At 70.7% G+C, this 22,606-nt stretch carries 20 protein-coding genes; 15 read left to right on the top strand and 5 right to left on the bottom strand.

Annotated features, from left to right (window positions below; genetic code table 11):
- Positions 1 to 13: 13 nt before the first annotated feature.
- Positions 14 to 1,261 (top strand): SGNH/GDSL hydrolase family protein, encoded by a 1,248-nt coding sequence (locus tag ACFC0D_RS09230; RefSeq protein ID WP_376432787.1) that lies wholly within the window; start codon positions 14 to 16, stop codon positions 1,259 to 1,261.
- Between the two features lie 78 nt (positions 1,262 to 1,339).
- Here ACFC0D_RS09230 and ACFC0D_RS09225 read toward each other — a convergent pair whose 3' ends face one another.
- Together ACFC0D_RS09225 and ACFC0D_RS09220 are read right to left on the bottom strand one after the other, a co-directional pair.
- Entirely contained in the window at positions 1,340 to 1,552 is a 213-nt protein-coding gene (locus tag ACFC0D_RS09225; RefSeq protein WP_376432785.1) for an acyl-CoA carboxylase subunit epsilon, read from the bottom strand.
- Positions 1,553 to 1,561: 9 nt separating this feature from the next.
- On the bottom strand, positions 1,562 to 3,154 hold the full coding sequence (locus ACFC0D_RS09220; protein WP_376432783.1) for an acyl-CoA carboxylase subunit beta: 1,593 nt from the start codon (positions 3,152 to 3,154) through the stop codon (positions 1,562 to 1,564).
- Between the two features lie 133 nt (positions 3,155 to 3,287).
- Here ACFC0D_RS09220 and ACFC0D_RS09215 point away from each other — a divergent pair, with 133 nt between their 5' ends.
- The 7 genes from ACFC0D_RS09215 to ACFC0D_RS09185 all read left to right on the top strand — a co-directional run bounded on the left by ACFC0D_RS09215 (position 3,288) and on the right by ACFC0D_RS09185 (position 12,836).
- On the top strand, positions 3,288 to 4,139 hold the full coding sequence (locus ACFC0D_RS09215; protein WP_376432781.1) for a biotin--[acetyl-CoA-carboxylase] ligase: 852 nt from the start codon (positions 3,288 to 3,290) through the stop codon (positions 4,137 to 4,139).
- A gap of 166 nt (positions 4,140 to 4,305) precedes the next feature.
- Positions 4,306 to 5,448 carry an adenylate/guanylate cyclase domain-containing protein gene (locus tag ACFC0D_RS09210; RefSeq protein WP_376432779.1) on the top strand — a complete coding sequence of 381 codons (1,143 nt, stop codon included), beginning with the start codon at positions 4,306 to 4,308 and terminating at the stop codon, positions 5,446 to 5,448.
- 48 nt (positions 5,449 to 5,496) lie between these two features.
- Positions 5,497 to 6,294 carry an enoyl-CoA hydratase/isomerase family protein gene (locus ACFC0D_RS09205; protein WP_376432777.1) on the top strand — a complete coding sequence of 266 codons (798 nt, stop codon included), beginning with the start codon at positions 5,497 to 5,499 and terminating at the stop codon, positions 6,292 to 6,294.
- 119 nt (positions 6,295 to 6,413) lie between these two features.
- Positions 6,414 to 7,568, top strand: a complete 1,155-nt coding sequence (locus ACFC0D_RS09200; protein ID WP_376432775.1) for a diguanylate cyclase domain-containing protein — start codon at positions 6,414 to 6,416, stop codon at positions 7,566 to 7,568.
- A gap of 439 nt (positions 7,569 to 8,007) precedes the next feature.
- Positions 8,008 to 11,724: an RHS repeat-associated core domain-containing protein gene (locus ACFC0D_RS09195; protein WP_376432773.1), complete on the top strand. Its 3,717-nt coding sequence runs from the start codon at positions 8,008 to 8,010 to the stop codon at positions 11,722 to 11,724.
- Positions 11,721 to 12,311: a hypothetical protein gene (locus ACFC0D_RS09190; RefSeq protein ID WP_376432771.1), complete on the top strand. Its 591-nt coding sequence runs from the start codon at positions 11,721 to 11,723 to the stop codon at positions 12,309 to 12,311. Before ACFC0D_RS09195 ends, ACFC0D_RS09190 begins: the two co-directional genes overlap by 4 nt.
- A gap of 192 nt (positions 12,312 to 12,503) precedes the next feature.
- On the top strand, positions 12,504 to 12,836 hold the full coding sequence (locus ACFC0D_RS09185; RefSeq protein WP_376432769.1) for a hypothetical protein: 333 nt from the start codon (positions 12,504 to 12,506) through the stop codon (positions 12,834 to 12,836).
- On the opposite strand, the gene ACFC0D_RS09180 is transcribed toward ACFC0D_RS09185, so the two are convergent.
- The 3 genes from ACFC0D_RS09180 to ACFC0D_RS09170 all read right to left on the bottom strand — a co-directional run bounded on the left by ACFC0D_RS09180 (position 12,823) and on the right by ACFC0D_RS09170 (position 14,435).
- Positions 12,823 to 13,839, bottom strand: coding sequence for a hypothetical protein (locus ACFC0D_RS09180; protein ID WP_376432767.1), 1,017 nt, complete (start codon positions 13,837 to 13,839; stop codon positions 12,823 to 12,825). The two genes, ACFC0D_RS09185 and ACFC0D_RS09180, sit on opposite strands and share 14 nt — an antisense overlap.
- Before the next feature lie 132 nt (positions 13,840 to 13,971).
- Positions 13,972 to 14,202: a hypothetical protein gene (locus ACFC0D_RS09175; protein ID WP_376432765.1), complete on the bottom strand. Its 231-nt coding sequence runs from the start codon at positions 14,200 to 14,202 to the stop codon at positions 13,972 to 13,974.
- A complete protein-coding gene (locus ACFC0D_RS09170) occupies positions 14,199 to 14,435 on the bottom strand; it encodes a hypothetical protein (protein ID WP_376432763.1) in 237 nt (78 codons plus the stop codon). The genes ACFC0D_RS09175 and ACFC0D_RS09170 overlap by 4 nt, the downstream gene beginning before the upstream one ends.
- Between ACFC0D_RS09170 and ACFC0D_RS09165 the strand changes: the two genes are divergently transcribed.
- The 7 genes from ACFC0D_RS09165 to hutH all read left to right on the top strand — a co-directional run bounded on the left by ACFC0D_RS09165 (position 14,422) and on the right by hutH (position 22,518).
- The gene (locus ACFC0D_RS09165) at positions 14,422 to 15,354 is read left to right on the top strand and encodes a Scr1 family TA system antitoxin-like transcriptional regulator (protein ID WP_376432761.1); all 933 of its coding nucleotides are present in this window, start codon (positions 14,422 to 14,424) and stop codon (positions 15,352 to 15,354) included. The two genes, ACFC0D_RS09170 and ACFC0D_RS09165, sit on opposite strands and share 14 nt — an antisense overlap.
- A gap of 21 nt (positions 15,355 to 15,375) precedes the next feature.
- Positions 15,376 to 15,507, top strand: coding sequence for a DUF397 domain-containing protein (locus ACFC0D_RS09160; protein ID WP_376432759.1), 132 nt, complete (start codon positions 15,376 to 15,378; stop codon positions 15,505 to 15,507).
- A gap of 515 nt (positions 15,508 to 16,022) precedes the next feature.
- Entirely contained in the window at positions 16,023 to 18,035 is a 2,013-nt protein-coding gene (locus tag ACFC0D_RS09155; RefSeq protein WP_376432757.1) for an RICIN domain-containing protein, read from the top strand.
- Between the two features lie 172 nt (positions 18,036 to 18,207).
- A complete protein-coding gene (locus tag ACFC0D_RS09150) occupies positions 18,208 to 18,858 on the top strand; it encodes a hypothetical protein (protein WP_376432754.1) in 651 nt (216 codons plus the stop codon).
- A 236-nt stretch (positions 18,859 to 19,094) separates the two neighbouring features.
- Positions 19,095 to 19,946, top strand: coding sequence for an MBL fold metallo-hydrolase (locus ACFC0D_RS09145; RefSeq protein WP_376432752.1), 852 nt, complete (start codon positions 19,095 to 19,097; stop codon positions 19,944 to 19,946).
- A 246-nt stretch (positions 19,947 to 20,192) separates the two neighbouring features.
- Positions 20,193 to 20,894, top strand: a complete 702-nt coding sequence (locus ACFC0D_RS09140) for a hypothetical protein (protein WP_376432750.1) — start codon at positions 20,193 to 20,195, stop codon at positions 20,892 to 20,894.
- 82 nt (positions 20,895 to 20,976) lie between these two features.
- Entirely contained in the window at positions 20,977 to 22,518 is a 1,542-nt protein-coding gene (gene hutH, locus ACFC0D_RS09135; protein WP_376432915.1) for a histidine ammonia-lyase, read from the top strand.
- Positions 22,519 to 22,606: the final 88 nt, after the last annotated feature.

Raw genomic sequence — 22,606 nt, 5'->3', positions numbered from 1 at the left:
GAAGGAACACGTCATGAAGAAGCTCCTCGCCCCGCTGCTCGCCGCCGCCCTCGGCCTCACGCTCCTCTCCGGCACCCAGGCCGCCGACGCCCGCCCCGCGCCCGCCCCGCGGTGGCACGCCGCCTGGGGCGCCGCCCCGCAGCTCCCCGCCACCGGTTTCACCGCCAACTGGTCCCAGGAGGGGTTCTCGCGCCAGACCCTCCGGCAGGTCGTCCGCGTCAGCGAGGACGGCGACCGGGTCCGGATCCGGCTCAGCAACGCCTACGGGACCTCACCCCTGGCCGTCACCGGCGCCACCGTCGCCCGGACCGCCACCGGCGCCGCCGTCGAACCCGGCTCGGTGCGCCACCTCACCTTCGGCGGCGAACGGTCCGTCTCCGTCCCCGCCCACGGTGAACTGCGAAGCGACCCCGCCCGGCTCGACCTGGGGCGACTGGAGTCGGTGACCGTCACCCTCTACCTCGCCGGCACGACCGGCCCCGCCACGTTCCACTCCCAGGCGTGGGCCGACAGCTACCGCGCCGAGGGCGACCACCGCGCCGACGCCGAAGGGCGCGCCTTCACCGCCCGCAGCCAGTCCTGGTACTACCTCAACGGCGTCGAGGTCAGCGGCGGAACCCCGCCCCGCAGGGGCGGAGTGGTCCTCTTCGGGGACTCCATCACCGACAGCTTCGGCTCCACCACGAACGCGAACCGCCGATACTCCGACGCGCTCGCCGAACGGATCGACCGCCCCGTCGTGAACGCCGGCATCGGCGGCAACCTGGTCCTCAACGACTCGGCCTGGTACGGCGAACGTTCCACCGCCCGGTTCCGCCGCGACGCCCTCGACCAGCCCGGCGTCGGCACCGTCGCCCTGCTCCAGGGAGTCAACGACATCGGCTTCAGCGAGGCCGCGCTGAAGCCCGTGCCCCAGCCCACCTACAAGCCCTCACCGGTCGTCACCTCGGCCGAACTCATCGCCGCCTACCGCCAGTTGATCGAAGCGGCGCACGCCCGCGGGATACGGGTCGTCGGCTCGACGCTGCTGCCCTTCAAGGGCACCAGCCACTGGGGACCGACCGCCGAACGGACCAGTGCGGAGGTCAACCACTGGATCAGGACCTCGGGCGAGTTCGACGCGGTCGTCGACTTCGCTCGGCTCCTCGCCGACCCGAAGGACCCGAAGGCGCTGAACCCGGCGTACGCGTACGCGGACCGGCTCCACCCCAACGACGCCGGGTACCGCGTGATGGCCGAGGCGGTCGCACCCCTCGTCTGACCCCGGGCACACGAAGGCCGGACCTCCCGCACAAGAGGTCCGGCCTTCGGAGTTGTCCGTACGTCGTGGGCGGACCGGCTACGCCGGCCAGTAGGAGCGCGCCCAGGAACGCGGCCCCGGCCGGGGCCGTACCGCGCGCGCGATCCGTGACGGGTCCGACCAGTTCTCGGGAACCGCCGGGCCGCCGTCGGCGGCGGACGCCGCCGCCGTCGCCGCGGCCCGGGCCTGGACCACCGCCAGTGCGGCGGCCAACTCCTCCGGGGTCGGGTTTCCTCGTACGACCTTGATCACAGCGGCTCCTTACAGGGGGATGTTGCCGTGCTTCTTCGGAGGCAGGGATTCCCGCTTCGTCCGCAGCTGACGCAGGCCCTTCACGATCTGCGGGCGGGTGTCCGACGGCATGATCACGCCGTCGATGTAGCCCCGCTCGGCCGCCGTGTACGGGTTGAGGAGCGTGTCCTCGTACTCCTGGATGAGCCGGGCGCGCTCGGCCTCCTGGTCCTCGGCCGCCGCGATGGTGCGCCGGTGCAGGATGTTCACCGCGCCCTGCGCGCCCATGACCGCGATCTGGGCGGTCGGCCAGGCGAGGTTGAGGTCGGCGCCCAGGTGCTTCGAGCCCATGACGTCGTACGCGCCGCCGAAGGCCTTGCGCGTGATGACGGTGATCAGCGGGACCGTCGCCTCGGCGTACGCGTAGATCAGCTTGGCGCCGCGGCGGATGATGCCGCCGTACTCCTGGTCCACACCGGGCAGGAAGCCCGGCACGTCGACGAAGGTGATGACCGGGATGTTGAAGGCGTCGCAGGTGCGGACGAAGCGCGCCGCCTTCTCGGAGGCGTTGATGTCCAGGCAGCCGGCGAACTGCATCGGCTGGTTGGCGACGATGCCGACCGGGAAGCCCTCGACCCGGCCGAAGCCGGTCAGGATGTTCGGCGCGAACAGCGCCTGGGTCTCCAGGAACTCGCCGTCGTCGACGATGTGCTCGATGACGGTGTGCATGTCGTACGGCTGGTTCGCGGAGTCCGGGATCAGGACGTCCAGCTCGCGGTCCTCGTCGTTCACCTCCGTCTCGGCGACCTCGGGGAAGGCCGGCGGCTCGGAAAGGTTGTTCGACGGGAGGTACGACAGCAGGGACTTGACGTACTCGATCGCGTCCTTCTCGTCGCCCGCCATGTGGTGCGCGACACCGGAGGTGGTGTTGTGCGTCCGGGCGCCGCCCAGCTCCTCGAAGCCGACGTCCTCACCGGTGACCGTCTTGATGACGTCCGGGCCGGTGATGAACATGTGCGAGGTCTGGTCCACCATCACCGTGAAGTCGGTGATCGCGGGCGAGTAGACCGCGCCGCCCGCGCAGGGGCCGACGACCAGGGAGATCTGCGGGATCACGCCCGAGGCGTGGGTGTTGCGGCGGAAGATCTCGCCGTACATGCCGAGGGCCATGACGCCCTCCTGGATGCGGGCGCCGCCGGAGTCGTTGATGCCGACGACCGGGCAGCCGGTCTTCAGGGCGAAGTCCATCACCTTCATGATCTTCTGGCCGAAGACCTCGCCGAGGGCTCCGCCGAAGACCGTGAAGTCCTGCGAGAACACGGCGACCGGGCGCCCGTCGACGGTGCCGTAGCCGGTGACCACGCCGTCGCCGTAGGGCCGGGTCTTCTCCAGGCCGAAGTTGGTCGACCGGTGCCGGGCCAGCTCGTCGAGCTCCACGAAGGAGCCCTCGTCGAGCAGCAGCTCGATGCGCTCCCGCGCGGTCAGCTTGCCCTTCGCGTGCTGCTTCTCCACAGCACGCTCGGAACCGGCGTGGGTCGCCTCGTCAATACGGCGCTGCAGATCCGCGATCTTGCCCGCGGTCGTGTGAATGTCGATCTCTTGCGGCTCTACCGACTCGGACATCGGGATGCGGCTCCCTGCCTGGTCACGGGGGTTCGTTGGCTACGAATGGGCTAATGCTCGGCTACTGATCCGTAGGGTATCGACGCCCATACGGTTCGGCACTGCGGTCTTTGCCACACCTAGTCTGGCTTGCATGACGTCCTCTCATGGCTCAGGAGGGCCCTGGTCCGACCTGGACCGGCCCCCGCTCAACGCCGCCTCGCTGCGCCGTGCTCTCGTGCTCCCCGACGGTCTGTGGACCTCGCTCGACGTGGTCACCACCACCGGCTCCACCAACTCCGACCTCGCCGCCCGCGCCGACGAGCTGCCCGAAGGGGCCGTGATCGTCGCCGAGGAACAGACCGAGGGCCGCGGTCGCCTCGACCGCAGCTGGATCGCGCCCGCCCGGTCCGGGATCTTCCTCTCCGTCCTGCTCAAGCCCGACGTGCCGGTGCACCGGTGGGGCTGGCTGCCGCTGCTCACCGGAGTGGCGGCGGTGACCGGGCTCTCGAAGTCCGCCGGGGTGGACCTTTCCCTCAAGTGGCCGAACGACCTGCTGGTTTCGGTCGGCGGCGAGGAGCGGAAGACCGGCGGCATCCTCGCCGAGCGGGCGGGCGAGGACGCCATCGTGGTCGGGCTCGGCATCAACGTCACCCTGCGTGAGGACGAGCTCCCCGTCCCGGCGGCCGGCTCGCTGCTCCTCGCGAACGCGATCTCGACGGACCGGGACACCCTGCTCCGGTCGGTCCTGCGGTCCCTGGAGCACTGGTACGGAGAGTGGGTGCGGGCGGACGGCGACCCCGCCGCCTCCGGCCTCCAGGAGGCGTACACCGCGGGCTGCGCGACCCTCGGCCGCCGCGTCCGGGCCGACCTGCCGGGCGAGCGGATGCTGGAGGGCGACGCGGTCGCGCTGGACGGCGACGGCCGCCTCGTGGTGGCCACGGAGGGCGGCGGCACGGAAGCGGTCGCGGCGGGCGACATCGTCCACCTCCGCGCGGAGGACTGAGCACCTGACGCCGTGGGTGCCCGTTCAGCCGGTGGAGGAACGGGCGCCCTAAACACGGTGAGGTGGACGTTACGGCGTGAGCTGGCACACACCTGTCGTATCGTGGAGCGCGATCCAGGCGACAGATCGGCAGGGCAGTGGGCAGGGAACGGGCAGGAGGCGGCCGGTGACCGTCGACGACGCGCACAACGGCGGCGAGGCCGAGCCACCGGCGTACCCGACCCCTCACCATGTGGTCGACCACACGGCCGAGCCGACGGACGACCCGCTCGCCATCCGCCTCGAACAGCTCATCCTCGGTGCCGACCGCCGCTACACCCCCTTCCAGGCCGCCCGCACCGCCGGCGTCTCGATGGAGCTGGCCTCCCGCTTCTGGCGCGCCATGGGCTTCGCCGACATCGGTCAGGCCAAGGCGCTCACCGAGGCCGACGTCCTCGCCCTGCGCCGGCTCGCCGGTCTCGTCGAGGCGGGCCTGCTCAGCGAGCCGATGGCCGTGCAGGTCGCCCGGTCCACGGGGCAGACGACCGCCCGGCTGGCCGAGTGGCAGATCGACTCGTTCCTGGAGGGCCTCACCGAGCCGCCCGAGCCCGGCATGACCCGTACGGAGGTCACGTACCCCCTGGTCGAGCTGCTCCTGCCCGAGCTGGAGGAGTTCCTGATCTACGTCTGGCGCCGCCAGCTCGCCGCCGCCACCGGCCGCGTCCTCGTGCAGGCCGCCGACGACGAGGAGATGGTCGACCGGCGCCTCGCGGTCGGCTTCGCGGACCTGGTCGGCTTCACCCGGCTGACCCGCCGCCTGGAGGAGGAGGAGCTCGGCGAACTGGTCGAGGCCTTCGAGACGACCTGCGCCGACCTGGTCGCCGCGCACGGCGGCCGGCTCATCAAGACCCTCGGCGACGAGGTCCTGTACGCGGCCGACGACGCGGGCACGGCCGCCGAGATCGCGCTGCGGCTGATCGATACGCTCAGCCACGACGAGACCATGCCGGCGCTCCGGGTGGGCATCGCCTTCGGCACGGTGACGACCCGCATGGGCGACGTCTTCGGTACGACGGTGAACCTCGCGAGCCGGCTCACCTCGATAGCCCCCAAGGACACCGTCCTGGTCGACGGGGCACTCGCCGAGGAGCTGACCCGGACCGGCGACGCGCCGGTCTCGGAGACGCAGGCGGCCGAGGAGGCGGCCCGCGCCGAGAAGGAGGGCGAGGAGCCTCCGACGTACCGTTTCGCGCTCCAGCCGATGTGGCAGCGCCCGGTCCGTGGCCTCGGTGTCGTGGAGCCCTGGCACCTGACCCGCCGCCCCACCTAGGATCCCGGTGAACAGTCGTTAACATGCGTTAACCGGGAGGGTGCGGTCATGTCCGAGCAGTCCGAGCAGCGTTTTGGTGAGTTCGTCGCCGTTCGTAGGCACGAGTACGTCGCCGAGCTCGTCCTCGACCGGCCCAAGGCGATGAACGCCGTCTCCTCGGAGATGGCCCGCTCCATCGGGGCGGCGTGCGCGGCGCTCGCCGACGACGCCTCGGTACGGGTCACGGTGCTGACCTCCTCCAACGACCGGGCCTTCTGTGTCGGCGCCGACCTCAAGGAGCGCAACTCCTTCACCGACGCCGAGCTCGTCCGCCAGCGCCCGACCGCCCGCGGTGCGTACACCGGCGTCCTGGAGCTGCCGATGCCGACCGTCGCCGCGGTGCACGGCTACGCGCTCGGCGGCGGCTTCGAGCTGGCGCTGGCCTGCGATGTGATCGTGGCCGACGCGACGGCCGTGGTCGGGCTGCCGGAGGTGTCGGTGGGCGTGATCCCTGGCGGCGGCGGTACGCAGCTGCTCCCGCGCCGGGTGGGTGCGGCCCGCGCGGCCGAGCTGGTCTTCACCGCGCGGCGGGTCGAGGCCGCCGAGGCGCGCGAGCTGGGGCTCGTGGACCTGCTGGAGGAGGACGCGCGTACGGCCGCCATGGAGCTGGCCGGACGGATCGCGGCGAACTCCCCGGTCGGACTGCGCGCCGCGAAGCGTGCGATGCGGCTCGGACAGGGCCTCGACCTGCGGGCCGGCCTGGAGGTCGAGGACGCGGCATGGCGGTCCGTCGCGTTCTCCGGGGACCGGGCGGAGGGTGTGGCGGCCTTCAACGAGAAGCGGAAGCCCGCGTGGCCGGGTGAGTGATCGACCGCGAGCCGTGTGAGTAACCGCCGAACGGGTGGGAAATGTCGCAAATGTTCGTAATGTAACTTTCTGTGACGCCTCACCAGTAAAAACAGACGAATCGTCCCTAAGCTGGAGGAATGGGAGAGGACGTGCGGCTGCGGGCCGTGGTGGCGCTGGCGCAGGCGATGGCGGCGGCGCACACTCCGCGCGAGTTCTGGCGGGCGGCGGCGCTCGGTGCCCGCGACGCGCTCGGCGGGCACTTCGCCGCACTGTCCGTCTGGGAGCGGGATCGCGGCCGGCTGAAGGTGCTGGTGAACGCCGGGGAGCGGGCCGTCGGGGAGGAGGAGTTCCCCGACGCCGAGACCTACCCCGTCCACCAGTTCCCGGAGATTACCGAGTTCCTGCACGCGCAGTGGGCGGGCGGCGGCGAGCCCGACGCCTGGGTGGAGACCGCCGGCGACCGCATCCCGACCGGCCGCGTCACCGGGCTGCGCAAGCGCGGCCGCGGCTGCTGCGTGGTCGCGCCGATCGTGCTGCACGGCCGGGCCTGGGGCGAGCTGTATGTGGCGCGTCCTGCCGGGGCGCCGGTCTTCGACCGCGACGACGCGGACTTCGCGGCGGTGCTCGCGGCCGTGGTGGCGGCGGGCATCGCCCAGGCGGAGCGTCTGGAGGAGGTACGGAAGCTGGCCTTCACCGACCCGCTGACCGGCCTCGCCAACCGCCGCGCCGTCGACACCCGGCTCGACGAGGCGATCGAGCGCTACCGCACGGACGGCTCCGTGGTGAGCCTGGTGGTCTGCGACCTGAACGGCCTGAAGCGCGTGAACGACACCCACGGACACGCGGTCGGCGACCGCCTGCTGGAGCGGTTCGGCTCGGTGCTCTCCCGGTGCGGCGCGATGCTGCCCGGCGCACTGTCGGCGCGCCTGGGCGGCGACGAGTTCTGCCTGCTCTCGGTGGGTCCGACGTCCGACGAGGTGGTGGCGGTCGCGGACGAGCTGTGCGTACGGGCCGGGGAGCTGGAACTCGGCGAGGGCGTCGCGTGCGGGGTGGCATCGACGGGCGACCCCATCGGCCCCCTGAAGTCCGCCCGCCGCCTCTTCCGCCTCGCGGACGCGGCCCAGTACCAGGCGAAGGCGGCGCGCTCGGCGAAACCGGTCGTGGCGGGCCGCGACGGCACGGTCATCCCCCTCGCGGACGCCCCTCCAGGAGCAAGGGACCGCAGGCGCTTCCGGGACGCGCCGCCCGCTCCTGCGGAGGACCAGGGGCCGGACGCAGCGCCAGGGCGCTGAACCCGGCACCTGCTGGGCGCCGCGGTCCGCGTTCGTGCGGATGGCCGTGCGCACGGTCGAGGGTGGCCGATACCTCCCGTTCAGCGAGGCAGCGCGATTCCGTACGCATCGCCGTCGTCGCCCGCTGCCCAACCGAAGCTGCTCTCCGCGAGGGCGGTCGCGGATTCCAGCGTCCCGGGCTTCACCTTGAGGATCGTGACGGTCCCCGCCGCGTTGCCGGGAGCACCGACCAGCGGCTCGACGCGTCCGTTGCCGTCGGTGTCGAGAGCGCCGACGGCGCACCGCCTACACCTACGACGCGGGCGGCGCGGCGCTCACGGAGACCCACACCGGCGCGGGTGGCACCCGCACCGAGAAGATCACCTACGCGCGCGGCATCACCGGGGCAGCCACCCGGCTGACGGTTGAGAACGGCCCCGACGACCTCGTCACCACACGGGTGGTCGACGACCGGGGCCTGACCCTGTCGGAGACCTCGCCGCGCGGCAACGCGACGGGCGCCGACCCGGTGGCGTACACCACCGACCACGTCTACGACGAGCTCGGACGCCTGGTCGAGACTCGCTCGCCGTCCGTGGTCGTCGAAACCCGGCAGTCCGCCGCTGCCACGGCACGCCCGACCACGACCGTCGGCTACGACACCTTCGGCCAGGCGACCGACGCCCGTGGCCCGAACGGCGAGGTCGTGCACACGGTGTTCGACGGCCTGGGTCGCGAGGTCGACACGACCCTGCCGGACTACACCCCGCCGGGCGCCACGACACCGCTGACGCCGAAGGTCACCCGCGCCTATGACGCGGCGGGCAACCTGGCGAGCGAGACCGACCCACTCGGCAAGACCAGCACGTTCGTCTACGACCAGCTCGGCAACCTTGCCAAGGTGACGCGGCCGGCCCCGACGGTCACCGCGTCCGCGCCGGTCTCCACCTTCACCTATGACCTGCTGGGCGAGCAGCTGTCCGCCACCGACCCGACCGGAGCCCGCACCGAGGCCACCTACGACGACCTCGGCCGCGCGGTGACGTCGACGGTGATCGAGCGACGCCCGGCGCCGGGCGCGTTCACCACGAAGCGGACCTACGACGACACCGGCAACGTGCTGTCGACGACGACTCCGACGGGCCTGACCACGTCCGGCATCTACAACGTGGGGGGGCAGCCGACCTCCATCACGGACCCGGCGGGCGCTAAGACCGTACTGTCGTACGGCCCGACCGGCCGGCCGACGTCGGTGACGACCGCTCAGGGCCGGACCACCCGCACCACCTACGACCTGGCGGGCCGTACCACCGCAGTCACGGACGAGGACGCCGCAGGAACGGTCCTGCGCACCCGAGGTTCCACGTACGACGCGGACGGCAACCCGATCGAGGTCACCGACGCGCTGGGCCACACGGTCAAGCAGACCTTCGACGCGATGGGCCGTCTCACCAAGCTCGTCGAACCGGTCGACGCCACCGCTTCCCTCACGACGACGTACGGCTATGACGCGGCGGGCAACCGCACGCGCCTGACGGACGGCCGCTCGCACACCACCTGGTACGACTTCACCAGCCACGGCCTGCTGGAATCCGTGGTGGAGCCCTCCACCACCGCCCATCCGGACGCGGCGGACCGCACCTGGACCACGGTCTACGACGCGGCCGGCCGGCCGGTCAAGGAGATCCAGCCGGGGAGTGTGACCCAGGACCGCACCTTCGACGCGCTTGACCGCATCACTCAGGTCACCGGCGCGGGCGCCGAAGCCCCTACGACCCCGGACACCTTCGGGTACGACCCGGTGGGCCGACTCGTGTCGGCGAGTGCGCCAGGCGGTACGGACACGTTCGGCTACGACGACCGCGGCAACCTACTGTCATCGGACGGTCCCTCCGGCACGGCGACTTTCGCCTACGACGAGGAGGGCAGACTGACCGGCCGCACCGACGCGGCGGGTCAGGCCACCTTCGTGTACGACATGGCGGGCCGGTTGAAGTCGGCCGTCGACCCGCTGACCCAGGCGACGCGGACGTACGGCTACGACGCCACCTCCCGGCTGACGTCGATCGCCTACGGCGGCACGGGGGCCTCACGGACCCTCGCCTACGACATCCTCGACCGGCTGTCCTCGGACACTCTGAAAGCGCCGGGTGGCACGACGACGGCCTCGTCCGCCTACAGCTACGACGAGGCGTCCCAGCTGACGGGCAGGACGACCGCAGGCACGGCGGGATCGGGAACCCAGTCGTACGGCTACGACTGGACGGGACGCTTGACGAGCTGGACGGCGGCCGACGGCTCAGTCACGGACTACGCGTGGGACGCGGCGGGCAACCGTACGGGCGCGGGTGCTGTGACGGCGGTGTACGACGAGCGCAACCGGCTGTTGTCGGCCGGGGATGTGACGTACACCTACTCGGCGCGGGGGACCCGCACCGGCAGTAGCGGTCCGGGCGGTTCGCACTCCTCGGCCTTCGACGCCCACGGCCGGATGGTCTCCGCCGACGGAACGGCGTACGGGTACGACGCGCTGGGCCGCCTGGTGAAGCGGGGTACGGACACCCTGGGCTACGCCGACCAGACCAACAACCTGGTGGCCGGCGGCGGTCAGTTGGTCTTCCGGGACTCGTCGGGTGAGGCCCTGTCCACGGCCAACGGCGACGGCACGGGGGCGGCGGCGGTCCTGTCGAACCTGCACGGTGATGTGACGGGCTCGTTCGACCCGGCCACGGGCGCGCTGGGCAACTCGACGGGCTACTCCCCGTTCGGCGAGGTCACGGCCCGGACGGGCGCCGCCGGCGCGCTGGGCTACCAGGGCGAGTACACCGACCCGTCCACGGGCCAGGTCAACATGCATGCCCGCTGGTACGACCCGGCCAACGGCGGCTTCTCCTCGCGGGATTCGTGGACCCTGAACCCGGTCCCATCGATCCAGGCGAACCGCTACACCTACGGCAACGGCAGCCCGCTGCTGAACACCGACCCCAGCGGGCACAGCGTCTGCCTCTTCGGGGTGTGTACGCCGAAGTACATCGATGACGGCATCAGAGAGCTGGAGCGCCATGCGAACGCTGGGGTCAGGTATGTAAAGAACAACCCGCGCAGTGTCATCAAGTTCGGTATCAGGCGATTCCCTGTCGTTTCTGTGGTGACCTCCGCCTACGACTTTGCCGAGTGGTTGCGCCGTCCAAAGGAGTCGACCTACGTCGAGATGGAGCCGTGGTACGGGGATCCGGATCCCGGCGACGGCAGCGGCTCCGACCGAGGCAGGGTCATCAGCCCGGTCTACGAAGGTGGCTCGCGCGGTGGCGGAGGCGGAGGCGGTGGTGGCACCGGAACCGGAACCGGGCCCTGCGGCTGGTACTGCATTCCGAAGGGCCCGCCGCCCCCGCCACCCCCACCGCCATGGGAAGAGATCCTCGCCACGGTCTTGGCCAAGGAGCACGCCCGCCCTGCGGCGACGGCCACGACGGACTCTGAGCACGACCAGTTCGTCGATGACGCGTATACACGGTCGCTCAAGGACCTGGAACTCACGGCTAAACAACTGAAGAAGTACTTCAGGTTCTTCCCGACGTTCCAGGACGACGCCATGCGCGCGGAGGAGTTCAAGAACTTCGTGGGCGCGTGGAACGACCAGTCCCGCGACTGCATGAAGGGGCAGGGCAACTGGGCGTACTACCATCCCCTTGACCCCCAGGGCCGCGCCACCGGAGTCACGGCCTGCTTGACCGCCGAGAGCGTCGACTACCGCGGCCGTGGCCGTGAGGCGAACCCGGACAAGCAGACTGAGATCATGGGCAGTGACACGGCACGGGGCCGAGGTACCCCTAACACCAACCCGGCCGGTTGGCAGTACTTGGACGGCGAGATCGGCTTCGCACGTGGCCATCTCCTCGGCAGACAGCTCGGTGGTAACGGCCGTGACCGGCGCAACCTGGTCAAGATGTACAACACCGCGAATTCTGAGGTGATGGCTGAGTACGAGGGCATTGTGCGCAGGCGGCTTGACGGCGGCGAGCGCATCTTCTACGTCTCTGTCCCGCAGTACGACGGCAGCAATCCGATGCCGGATTCGATCGAGCTCTACGCTCTTGGGAACCAAGGTTTCTACGGCCAATGGACGGTCCACAACACGCCGGACGGACTCCCACCGATGAATGGACTGACACCGTGAGCATCGAACAGCTCGCCGCCGACGCTGGGCTCTCCGCCCCGCGCCGCTACCTCGTGGACTGGGACCGTGCGGAGACGGCGATCGGAACCCGGCTCCCGGCTGACTACAAGGAGTACGTCTACTGGTTCGGCCCCGGCTGTTTCGAGTATTACCTCTACATCTGTGTGCCGGGTGTCGAGAACAGTGTCCAGGAGCTGGCCGCACGCCTCGCCGGCGAACATGAGGCGGCGCGACGGCGCGCCCAGCAGTTCAAGCGGTCTCCGCGAGTGCCGCTGTTCCCCGAGTCCGGCGGGTGGCTGCCTTGGGCCTACACCACAGGCGGTGACGCGCTCTACTGGGTGACCTCCTCGGACGACCCCGATCGCTGGACGATCGCTGGGCGGCCCAGCCGCAGCACCGATTTTGCGTACTTCGACGGTGGCTTCGCAGCGTTCCTGCACACATACGTTTGGGATACGGTCGAGATGCACTTCCTCTCGGAAGCCGAGGAGGATGTGCCCATCGCCTTCCAGCCCGGCACCGGCGAATGGCGACCCGGCGGCGCCGCGGAGCGGCTTGAGGCGTACGGGTACTTCGAAACGCCGTGAGCTCGAAGTCGGCTACTGAATTCACCTGGCCCGAGCTGTCCCGCTCTGCAGTGCGACTGCAAAGTCGAGGTGATCTGTTGGATGCGCAGGTCACGGCGGCGTGATGTGTCGGGAGGGCGCACGAGTCGGCCCTGCGATCGGCTGCCGACGCCGGCAGATGCGCGATGCTGGCCCGAAGAGAGTGCTCTGAGCTTGGCCGACTCGCAGGAGGCGAACCTGCGCATCGTCGAGCGGCACCCGGTGGTTCTCGACAGTTACCTCCCGTACGGCATGTACCGGCCGGGAGGGAAGGGCGGCGGCGTCCTCCAGTGGAAGGTGGGTCAGTCGCGGGAGATGTTCGCTTGCCTCGCTGATCCCTCGGTGGCGCCCGAGACCTGGCCCGTTCTGCTCCGCCCAGAGGCGGGGGTGTGGCGGCGCTACGACATCTCCATGAGTGAACTCACATACAGGCTATTGGCCGACGAGTCGTTCGCGGAGTTCGGGACGGCCGGCCTGATCAACCCGCCCTTCTTCATCCGGGCGTGAGCGTACGAAGCGGACTCGGCGTGTGCCTGTCGCAGGCGGCGCAGTGGGTATCGTCTGCGAGTGGGCGGAACAGCATCGGCTGGACGTGGTCGCCCTCGCACTCCCGTGTCCCGGCGAGGCGTGGGGAGAGGCGGGGGCCGGTGCGGACGGCCTGCGCGGGGACGAGGGGTGGAACGTCGCGGAGCAGGTGGCGCAGGAGGCCGCCTGGGCGGTGGACGGGTGTGTTCGCGCCGGGGAGGCCGCGCAGGACGTGCTCGTGGACGTCGGCGGAGGTGTGCCCGGCGGCGAGCCAGCGGGCGGTGAGGTGGGCCAACTCGTCGCGCATTCCGGGTGGGATGTGCCGCAGGGCGGGCGAGAGGAGGGGGAAGGCGGCGACGGCGGCGCGGGCCTCTTCGGGGGCGTCGTCGGCGGATTCAGGCTCGGATTCGGGCTCGAGCTCGGGCGGAGGGTTGGAGGTGTCTTCCTCCGGGTGTTTCTTTGGATGACCGTCGGTCGACGGGGCGGTCGGTTCACCGGCGGCCGGAATCCCGGGACTCGGTGCCACCTGCGGCGACACCCGTTCCGTGCTGGTCCGTACGGGCATCCCGGCGAGGATCTTGGTGGCCTCTCCTGCGCTCAACGGCACGCTGGAGACGAGCTGTTGGGTGACCCATAGGCCGCCGGGTGCCTGGACGCGCCGCTCGTGGACGAAGCCCTCGTCCTTGAGCTGTCGTTTGGCGCGGGCGAAGGCCGTTGACCCGATCCGGGCACGTTCGGCGGTTCGGGAGAGGGATTCCCTGGCGCCCTGGGGGAGGGAGAGTTGCCAGGTGAGGAGGCGAACGGCGTCGGAGCTGAGACGCGGATGCCGGATCAGCTCGTGGGAGAGCTGGGTGAAGGCGCGCGGGGGCGCGATAAAGTTGCGGTAGATCACGGTGGGAGTTGTTGCCTTCCACTGGTGGTTCAGGCCCTCGCCGACGGTTGCAGCCGTCGCGGGGGCCGAGTTGTTGGGGCGACCGTACCGCACGGAAAGTAGCGATGCCGACGCGTTGAGTGAATATGCCCCGAACGTGTGCGTCGCGCTCGGGAGCCAACTCGCCCCAGACCTGACTCGGTTGACCGCGTGGAGGCGAGGCCCGTGGGGCTCGCCTCCACGCGGCTACTTCGCTCCCGAACGCGGGGCGAGCGACGTGCTGATGATGCGTACGGCCCCGCGCGGGGTCATGCTCGCGCGCTCCTCCGGGCTCGCCGTCCAGCAGTGCTCGACCGTGGCCTGCCACACGTGCCCGCTGGGTCGGGCCAGCGTCAGTGCGGTTCCGTTCACGTCGCGGACTTGGCCCGTCAGGGCCCTGGTCGCGTCCGTCACCACATCGCCTCTCCGGTACGTCATCGTTCCCACCGTGCCGCGTGAAGGACGGCGGTCAGCTTCTTGGCGCCGCTCAGGGTGACGGTGCCGAGGCCGTACAGGTGGACATCCGTGCCCGTGCCACGCCTGACGTCGCGGTAAAGGCCGGTGGAGGGGAGGCCGGCCGCCTCCATCGCGGCCTTGAGGTCACGGAACACCTGCGCGGCCTCGGGCTCGGAGACGGGGCGGATCGGGGGCGCGTGCATGGACGTGCTCATGGAGGGCTCTCTTTCTGGTGGATCTCCTCCGGGACGCCTCCACGATCGCGCCGACAGCCCTACGCTCACCAGCAGTTGGGTTTCCGAACGGGATCGGGAAACGAGGCATATGCCGGCCGAGAACGAGATCGACCCGAGCGAGAGCCTCGAGAGCTTCATCGCCGACATGGTCCGGGACGCGCGGAAGCGCCGCGGGTGGCGCCAGGCCGATCTGGCCACCAAGGTCTTCAGCAGCACCACGCGGATCTCGGAGATCGAGAACGGGGATCCGCCGGACCTCGCACTCGGGCGCCAGCTCGACCAGGTGCTGGAGCTGGGCGGGTCGCTGGTGAACTTGCTGAAGATCCGAGACCGGGTGGCTCTTGACGACTACGCGCAAGGGTTCCTCAGGGACCAAGACCGGGCGCGGACCATCCACGAGTTCTCGCTTGTTGTCCCGGGTCTCCTCCAGACGCCCGACTACACACGAGCTATCGTGCGGCTACTACGCCCTGACGGCGGTGTGGACATCGATGCTGTTCTGCGACGACGTGTCGAACGGCAAGCCGTGTTCGACGGCGCCTGCCCACCCTGGTACTGGCTAGTGCTGGAGGAGTCCGCACTCATGAGGGTGATGGGGTCCAAGCAGGTGATGCGGGGGCAGATCGAGCGTCTACTCGAAGCCACGGAGAGGCCCTTCATTAACGTCCAGGTCCTGCGCAGTGAGCGTGTCGCCGCCCATGGATCGATCAGCCTGCTCACATTGCCGTCGGGCGAACGCACGGCCTACACCGAAGGGTTCGGCACCGGCCGCTACATGATCGAAATGAGTGAGGCCGACCGTTTCCAGAGGATCTACGATCGTCTGCACGCTGACGCCCTCGGCGTCGATGAATCCCACGAGGCCATCCGTGAAGCACTGAGGAGGCACGAGAACTGAGGCCGGGGACGAAATGGGTTCGTGGACCCAGAAGGCGACGCCCCCCGCATCGTCCGCGTCCGGGACAGTAAGGACCACACCCAAGGCGAGCTGGCCGTCGCGCCCGCCGTCTGGGCCGCTTTCACTGCGTTCGTGCGCGCCCGCACCGTCTGACCCTTCACGCTCCCCGGTCCGCACGCGGTTCTCGGCCCGCCGCCGTCGGCCGGGGTCGCTGCTTGAGACCGCACCGCCGAGCCCGGCGGTGGGCTCCCCGTCTTGGGCGGCGGTCTCCGAACACCTCCTTGTGATGGAGCAGTTGCGTGGCGTGCGGGTGATTCCTCACGGCTTGTGACGGGAGGAATTCACGAGGTAGTAATTGGATGAAATCTTTACTGAATTGCCGTCAATAGGCCCCCTCGTCTATCTCGATTCGATAACGAGATCCCTTGAAAAGGTCTGGGCCATTGGAGTCCCTCGCTTCAACTGCGCTCACATGCAACATAATTGACTGTTCATCAAATCTTGCAGCAAAGGTAACAGTCGGATATCTCGGCGGCCATTCCCGTTTGCCCGAATTCTCCACCGCACGCGTCTGGCAGGCTTCGCGCACCCACTCCTCCGACCAAGGATTTGAGGTGCGCATGACTAGACATCGCAGAAGACGTGAACATCGGCGCAAGCCAAGGGGGTTGATACTCGTCACCGCCGCCATCGCATCGGCGGCGGTGATCGCCGGAGGCATCGCCTACTCCGGAATGGGGGACGACGCTCAGGCCGGAACATCCGCCCGGGCAGAGGCATCCGCACAGGCCGGATCCACCACGGACACCCTCGCGCCGGCCGCCGCCCCGGCCAAGGACGAGGAGCCGGAGCCCATCGTCGACGTGCCCGCCAACGACGCCGCGCGTGGCATGGTCTACGACGGCCTCAAGGCGGCTGACAAGAGTGACCGCTGCACAGGCGTCTACCGCACCGAGGCGGGGCTGTGCACCCACGGGCCCGACGCCCCGCCCAAGGGCGTGGACATCAAGGCGGACGTAGCCCCCGTAGTCACCGGCAAGGCCCCCGCGGCCGACCCGGCCAAGCCTGCATCGGGCGCCACGGAGGGCGCCGGGCGCCCCCAGGATGCGCCCGCCGCCGACGCCGGCAGCGCCAGGACCGCGGCCGCCGCGGCCCCGAAGCCGGCGGCCTCGTCCGGCAGCCAGGCCGTCGCCGCAGGCCCCGCGGGCCAGACCGTTCAGTGCGACGGAGACGGAAGCACCGGCAACCGTGTGCAGGTCGTGTACGTGCACGGACCCGACCGCGACCGGTACGCCGAATACGTCGCCTCGTTCCGCAAGTGGGCCGCCGACGCCGACCTCATCTACTCGGCCAGCGCCAAGGAAACCGGCGGTGTGCGCCATATCCGCTACGTGACCGCGGCGGACTGCACGCCGACCGTGCTCAACATCGAGCTCCCGTCGTCCGCGCTCTCCGAGTTCAGCGCGACCAACAGGGCGCTCGCCGGCAAGGGCCTCGACCGGCGCGACCGCAAGTACATGATCTTCGCGGACACCAAGGTCTACTGCGGCATAGGCACGTTCGCCGGTGACGAACGACCGGGCCAGAACAATCAGAGCAACTTCGGCCCTTCCTACGGACGCACCGATGCCGGTTGCTGGGGCGGTCACACCGCGGCGCACGAACTGGGCCACAACCTCGGCGCGGTCAACAACAGCGCCCCCAACACCAGTCGCGGCGCACACTGCACGGACGAGTACGACGTCATGTGCTACTCGGACACCCCGTACTACCCCACGATGCGGTACGTGTGCTCCAACCAGGCGGCCGAGAACATCCTGGACTGCAATCACGACGACTACTTCCACACCAACCCCAGGGCCGGCAGCTACCTGGCCACACACTGGAACGTCGCCGACAACCAGTTCCTGATGCGTTCCGGGGGCGGCACAACCCCCGACCCGGGCCCCAGCCCGACGCCCACACCGACCCCGACGCCCACGAAGCCGACCGGCGGCCCGGCGGTGACGGCCGGCCAGATACAGTCCACGGCCGCCGTCGTGAGCTGGCCCAAGGTCGACGGCGCCGTCTGGTACCAGGTCTTGCTGGACGGCAAGCACCTGACCTGGGTCCAGTCGCAGTCGCTGCGCATCTACAACCTCCGGCCCGGCACCGCGTACAAGGTCGCCGTCTCGGTCCGCGACGGGTCCGGCCGTGACAGCGGGGCCGGAAGGGAGACCTCCTTCCGTACGGCCGACGCGAGCGGCGGCACGACCACCCCCGGCACCCGCTACACCCTCGGCAACTCGGGCACCGGCATGGCCGCCGAGGTCTGGGGCGGACGCTCCGCCGACGGCACGGTGCTCGTCGGGGCGCGCGCCAACGGCTATGCGCAGCAGCAGTGGCTGTTCGACGACGCCGGCGGCGGGCTCGTTCGCCTCCGCTCCGCGGTGTCGAGCAAGTGCCTGCAGACGGGAGGCGCCCCCGCCGCGGGCATGTGGATCGCCCAGCAGCCCTGCGGCGACATCGCCACGCAGAAGTGGAAGGTGTCCAGCCGCGGCGGAGCGATCACCGTGACCGACCCGAGCGGCACCTACGCCCTGACGGTGAGCAACCGCCCGTACTACGGGAGCTGGCTGCTCGACCTCCAGCTCGCGAACGGCCTCGCGACGCAGGCGTGGACGGTCCAGAAGATCTCCTGATCGGCCGTCGGACCGGGGCCCGCGCCCCGGTCACCTGATCCGGCGTCGGTGGACGGCGACCGCGCGCGACCGTCCACCGACGCACCGGTTCCCCCGTGGTGCGTCCTCACCGCACCACGTCCTCACCGCACCACGTCCCCACCGCATCTCACGCACCAGGAGCACCGCAACGATGCGTACACGCCACGCTTTCCGCGCCTTCACGGCCCTCGGTTTCCTGCTCATGCTCTTCGCCCAGGCCCTGGCCATGCCGTCCGCCGCACGAGCCCACGGCGATACCGTCAAGGTGGTGGTGACCGGGCAGCGGGACGGCCACATCACGACCGAGATCACCTGGGAGAACGACGGGGACGCCGTCGAGGAGGCGGTCGCCGCCACGGTGAACGCGACCAGCATCGACCGGACCCGCTCCATGGGGCCGTGGCGACTGGTCCGCGTCCCCGGCACGCGCGCCGGCTGGATGACCGCGGAAGGCCTCGCTCCCGGTACCTGGAAGGTCACCGTCGACGTGGGGTTCCCCGCCCTCGGCCACGGGGAGGCGGAGATCGCCGTTCCGGTGGTCGACCCGGTGCCGCCCGGCGCCGTCACCCCCTCCGCGTCCGTGCCCGCCCCGGTCCCCTCCGCGCCGGCGCCGTCCTCCGCCGCACCGTCCTCGTCCGCGACACGTCCGGCCGATCCGTCCTCGCCCTCGTCCTCCTTGGGCGTGGCCGGCGGCGGTGGTGACCGTACGGGCTGGTGGACCACGGCCGGCCTGGTCGGGATCGCGCTCGTCGGCGCCGCAGTCGGCTTGCGGGTACGGCGGGTCCGCGCCGGCAGGCGCTGAGGACGGCGCTCCGCAGGACCGCGGGCCGTCGGGCAACACTCATGCGATGAGTGCACCCCGGCCGGCGCCCGCCTCCGCCGTACGCCACATTGTCCCCGCCACCTCGCGGGGCCGCGGGGGCGATCAGTCTGCTCACCGAAGCCGACGGTCAGGAGTGCCGCGTTTGACGTCGGCCCGGCACGGGGCTGCACTGGATTTATGGACGCTGCGGCGACTCCTCGTTAGGGAGAGCAGCGATGACAACCCTGGACACGTTCAACCTTCTGCAGCCGTACAAGATCGCCGAGGAGACGTTCGTCATCCCGTGGGCCCTGGAGGCCCCGCCGGTCGGCCACTTCCCGATGAATTCGATGGTGATCCGGGGAGCCGAACCGGTCCTCGTGGACACCGGGGCACCCGCAGTGCGCTCCCAGTGGCTGGAGGCCGCCTGGTCCGTCGTGGATCCCCTGGACGTCCGGTGGATCTTCCTCACCCACGACGACCGCGACCACGCCGGCAACCTCCTGGCGGTCCTCGCGGAATGCCCCAACGCGACCCTGCTGACGACATGGTTCTCCATCGGCCGCATGGCCGAGGAGTGGGAGACTCCCATCAACCGGTGCCGCTTCATGACCGACGGCGACACGATCGACGCGGGCGACCGCACCCTGGTCGCCAAGCGACCGCCCCTGTACGACAACCCCACCACCCGCGGCCTCTTCGACCCGAAGACCAACGTCCTGTGGGCCGTCGACACCTTCGCCACGAACGTGCCGACCCCCATGCCCGAAACGGCGGCGATGTCGCCGGCCGAATTCCGCGACGGCCAGTTCTTCGGCGGGCGCCTGGTCTCCCCCTGGGTCGCCCTGCTGGACGCCCAGAAGTTCGGGACGGTCGTCACCGACTTCCAACACCTGAACGCCGAGGTCGTCGCCGGCTGCCACTGCCCGGTCCTCCGCGGCCCCCAGATCTCCGAGGCCTACGACCTCCTCCGCCAACTCCCCGAAATCCCGCCATGGACCGAGTTCACCCAGGCCGACCTGGACCAGTGGATGGCCGTTGCCGAGAGCTCGGTCCCGCCGGAGCAGCCGCGGCCGTCGGGGACGTGAGCGGCGCTTACATGCGGCGTTGGGATCCGCTGCATGAAGAGCGGTCGCCGTTCTGGGCGTCGGCGTCGGGGAGGCTGCCTCCACCGGGCCCGGGCGCCTGAAGGCCTACGACCGCTTCGGGAGGCGTGACGCGGCCGGCCCGTCCCGGGTGTGTAACGAGGTGCGCCGGGGCCTTGGACTCCCGGGGGCGTCCCGCGAGACGATCTGCTGCTTTCGGTGTGGTGCCGGGCGGACAAGGGGTGGGGCATGAGGCGCGCTGTCGTGGTCGTGGTCGGGGCGGCGCTCGTCGTCGGGCTGGCGGCGTGCGGGGAGAAGGACGGCGGCGCCGGCCGGAAGGCTTCGGAGCCGCCGCGTGTCACCCTCACCCCCACGGTGACACCGTCCACCACCGCTCCGTCGGCGTCCCCGTCCGCCGTCGCCGAGCCGAGTCCCACGCCCAGCGTGAGCCGGTCCTCGCTCAAGCCGAGCGCCCCCTCCCGTCCCGTACGGGCCCAGGTCACCGTCACCCCCGTCACCAAGGGCGGCCGACTCGTCGTACGCGGAGGCGGTGCCGCTCAGGAGTTCGCCGTCACCCTGCGCAACGACACCCGTCGCGACTACGCACGCCTTGCCGTCGGGCTCGCCATGGAGCCCTCCTGGGAGGAGGGCGGCCCCGCCGACTGGGGCCTGCGCGCCGAGCGCTGGGACCCGGCCGCGGGCCGCTGGCGCGCGGCCGACATCGTGGTCGCCGGCGATGTCGCCGTGCTCTACCAGACCGTCGGTGGAACCGCATTGCCCCGTGGCACCGAGCGCACCGTCCGGTACCGGATCAAGGCGACGGGGCCCCGGCCCATGGGCAGCACCTGGCTCGCCGTCTACGCCGTCGTGACCGGGTTGCCCGAGGAGGCTCCGGCCGAGGCCAGGCTCGCGGGCCACAGCAGGCTGCCGGTCGACATCAACGCTCGGTGATCGTTCCGGGTCGGGTAAGGGCCCGTCCGGTGGATGACTAGTGACATGTTGGTCTTCAGTCCGTAAGGTTCTGAATATGGATATGCACACCGTCGTCCTTGGCACGTCCGGCACCACCCCCCAGGACGTCATCGACGTCGCCCGGCACGGCGCCCACGTCGAGCTCTCGACCGATGCCGTACAGGCCCTCGCGGACGCCCGCGCCGTCATCGACGCGCTCGCCGCCAAGCCCGAGCCCGTGTACGGCGTCTCGACCGGGTTCGGCGCGCTCGCCACCCGGCACATCAGCCCGGAACTCCGTGCCCAGCTGCAGCGCAACATCGTCCGCTCGCACGCCGCCGGCATGGGCCCGCGCGTCGAGCGCGAGGTGGTGCGCGCGCTGATGTTCCTGCGGCTCAAGACCGTCGCCTCCGGGCACACCGGCGTCCGGCCCGAGGTCGCGCAGACCATGGCCGACGTCCTCAACGCCGGCATCACCCCGGTCGTCCACGAGTACGGCTCCCTCGGCTGCTCCGGCGACCTCGCGCCGCTCTCGCACTGCGCCCTGGCCCTGATGGGCGAGGGCGACGCCGAGGGCCCCGACGGCACCGTGAAGCCCGCGGGCGAGCTCCTCGCCGCCGCCGGCATCCGGCCCGTCGAGCTCCGCGAGAAGGAGGGCCTCGCCCTCCTCAACGGCACCGACGGCATGCTCGGCATGCTGATCATGGCCCTCGCGGACCTCGACACCCTCTACAAGTCCGCCGACATCACCGCGGCCCTCTCCCTCGAGGCCCTCCTCGGCACCGAGAAGGTCCTCGAGCCCGAGCTGCACGCCATCCGCCCCCACCCGGGCCAGGGCGCCTCCGCCGCCAACATGCTCGCCGTGCTCCAGGGCTCCGGGCTCACCGGCCACTTCCAGGAGGAGGAGGCCCCGCGCGTCCAGGACGCGTACTCCGTGCGCTGCGCCCCGCAGGTCGCCGGCGCCGGCCGCGACACCATGGCCCACGCCCGCCTGGTCGCCGACCGCGAGCTCGCCTCCGCCGTGGACAACCCCGTGGTGCTCGCCGACGGCCAGGTCCGCTCCAACGGCAACTTCCACGGCGCCCCCGTCGCGTACGTCCTGGACTTCCTCGCCATCGCCGCCGCCGACCTCGGCTCCATCGCCGAGCGCCGCACCGACCGGCTCCTCGACAAGAACCGGTCCCACGGACTGCCGCCCTTCCTCGCCGACGACGCCGGCGTCGACTCGGGCCTGATGATCGCCCAGTACACCCAGGCCGCCCTGGTCAGCGAGATGAAGCGGCTGGCCGTCCCGGCCTCCGCCGACTCCATCCCGTCCTCCGCGATGCAGGAGGACCACGTCTCCATGGGCTGGTCCGCCGCACGCAAGCTGCGCACCGCGATCGGCAACCTCAACCGGATCATCGCCGTCGAGCTCTACGCCGCCACCCGCGGCATCGAGCTCCGCCGCGGCCTGACCCCCGCCCCCGCCTCGCAGGCCGTCATCGAGGCCCTGCGCGCCGCCGGGGTCGAGGGCCCGGGACCGGACCGCTTCCTCGCCCCCGACCTGGAGGCGGCCGACGTCTTCGTCCGCGAGGGCAAGCTCGTCGCGGCCGTGGAGCCGGTCACCGGTCCGCTGGCGTAGGGACTCCGCGTCGGCCGAAACGTGAAGGGCCGCCTCCCCATGTGCGGGGGAGGCGGCCCTTCCGTCGTGCAGGCTCGGGCGCCGTTTC

Source organism: Streptomyces sp. NPDC056222 (assembly GCF_042264065.1).
In the GTDB taxonomy this organism is placed as follows: domain Bacteria; phylum Actinomycetota; class Actinomycetes; order Streptomycetales; family Streptomycetaceae; genus Streptomyces.
Note: the sequence above shows the minus strand (reverse complement) of the source record. Positions and strands in the feature narration are given on the sequence as shown.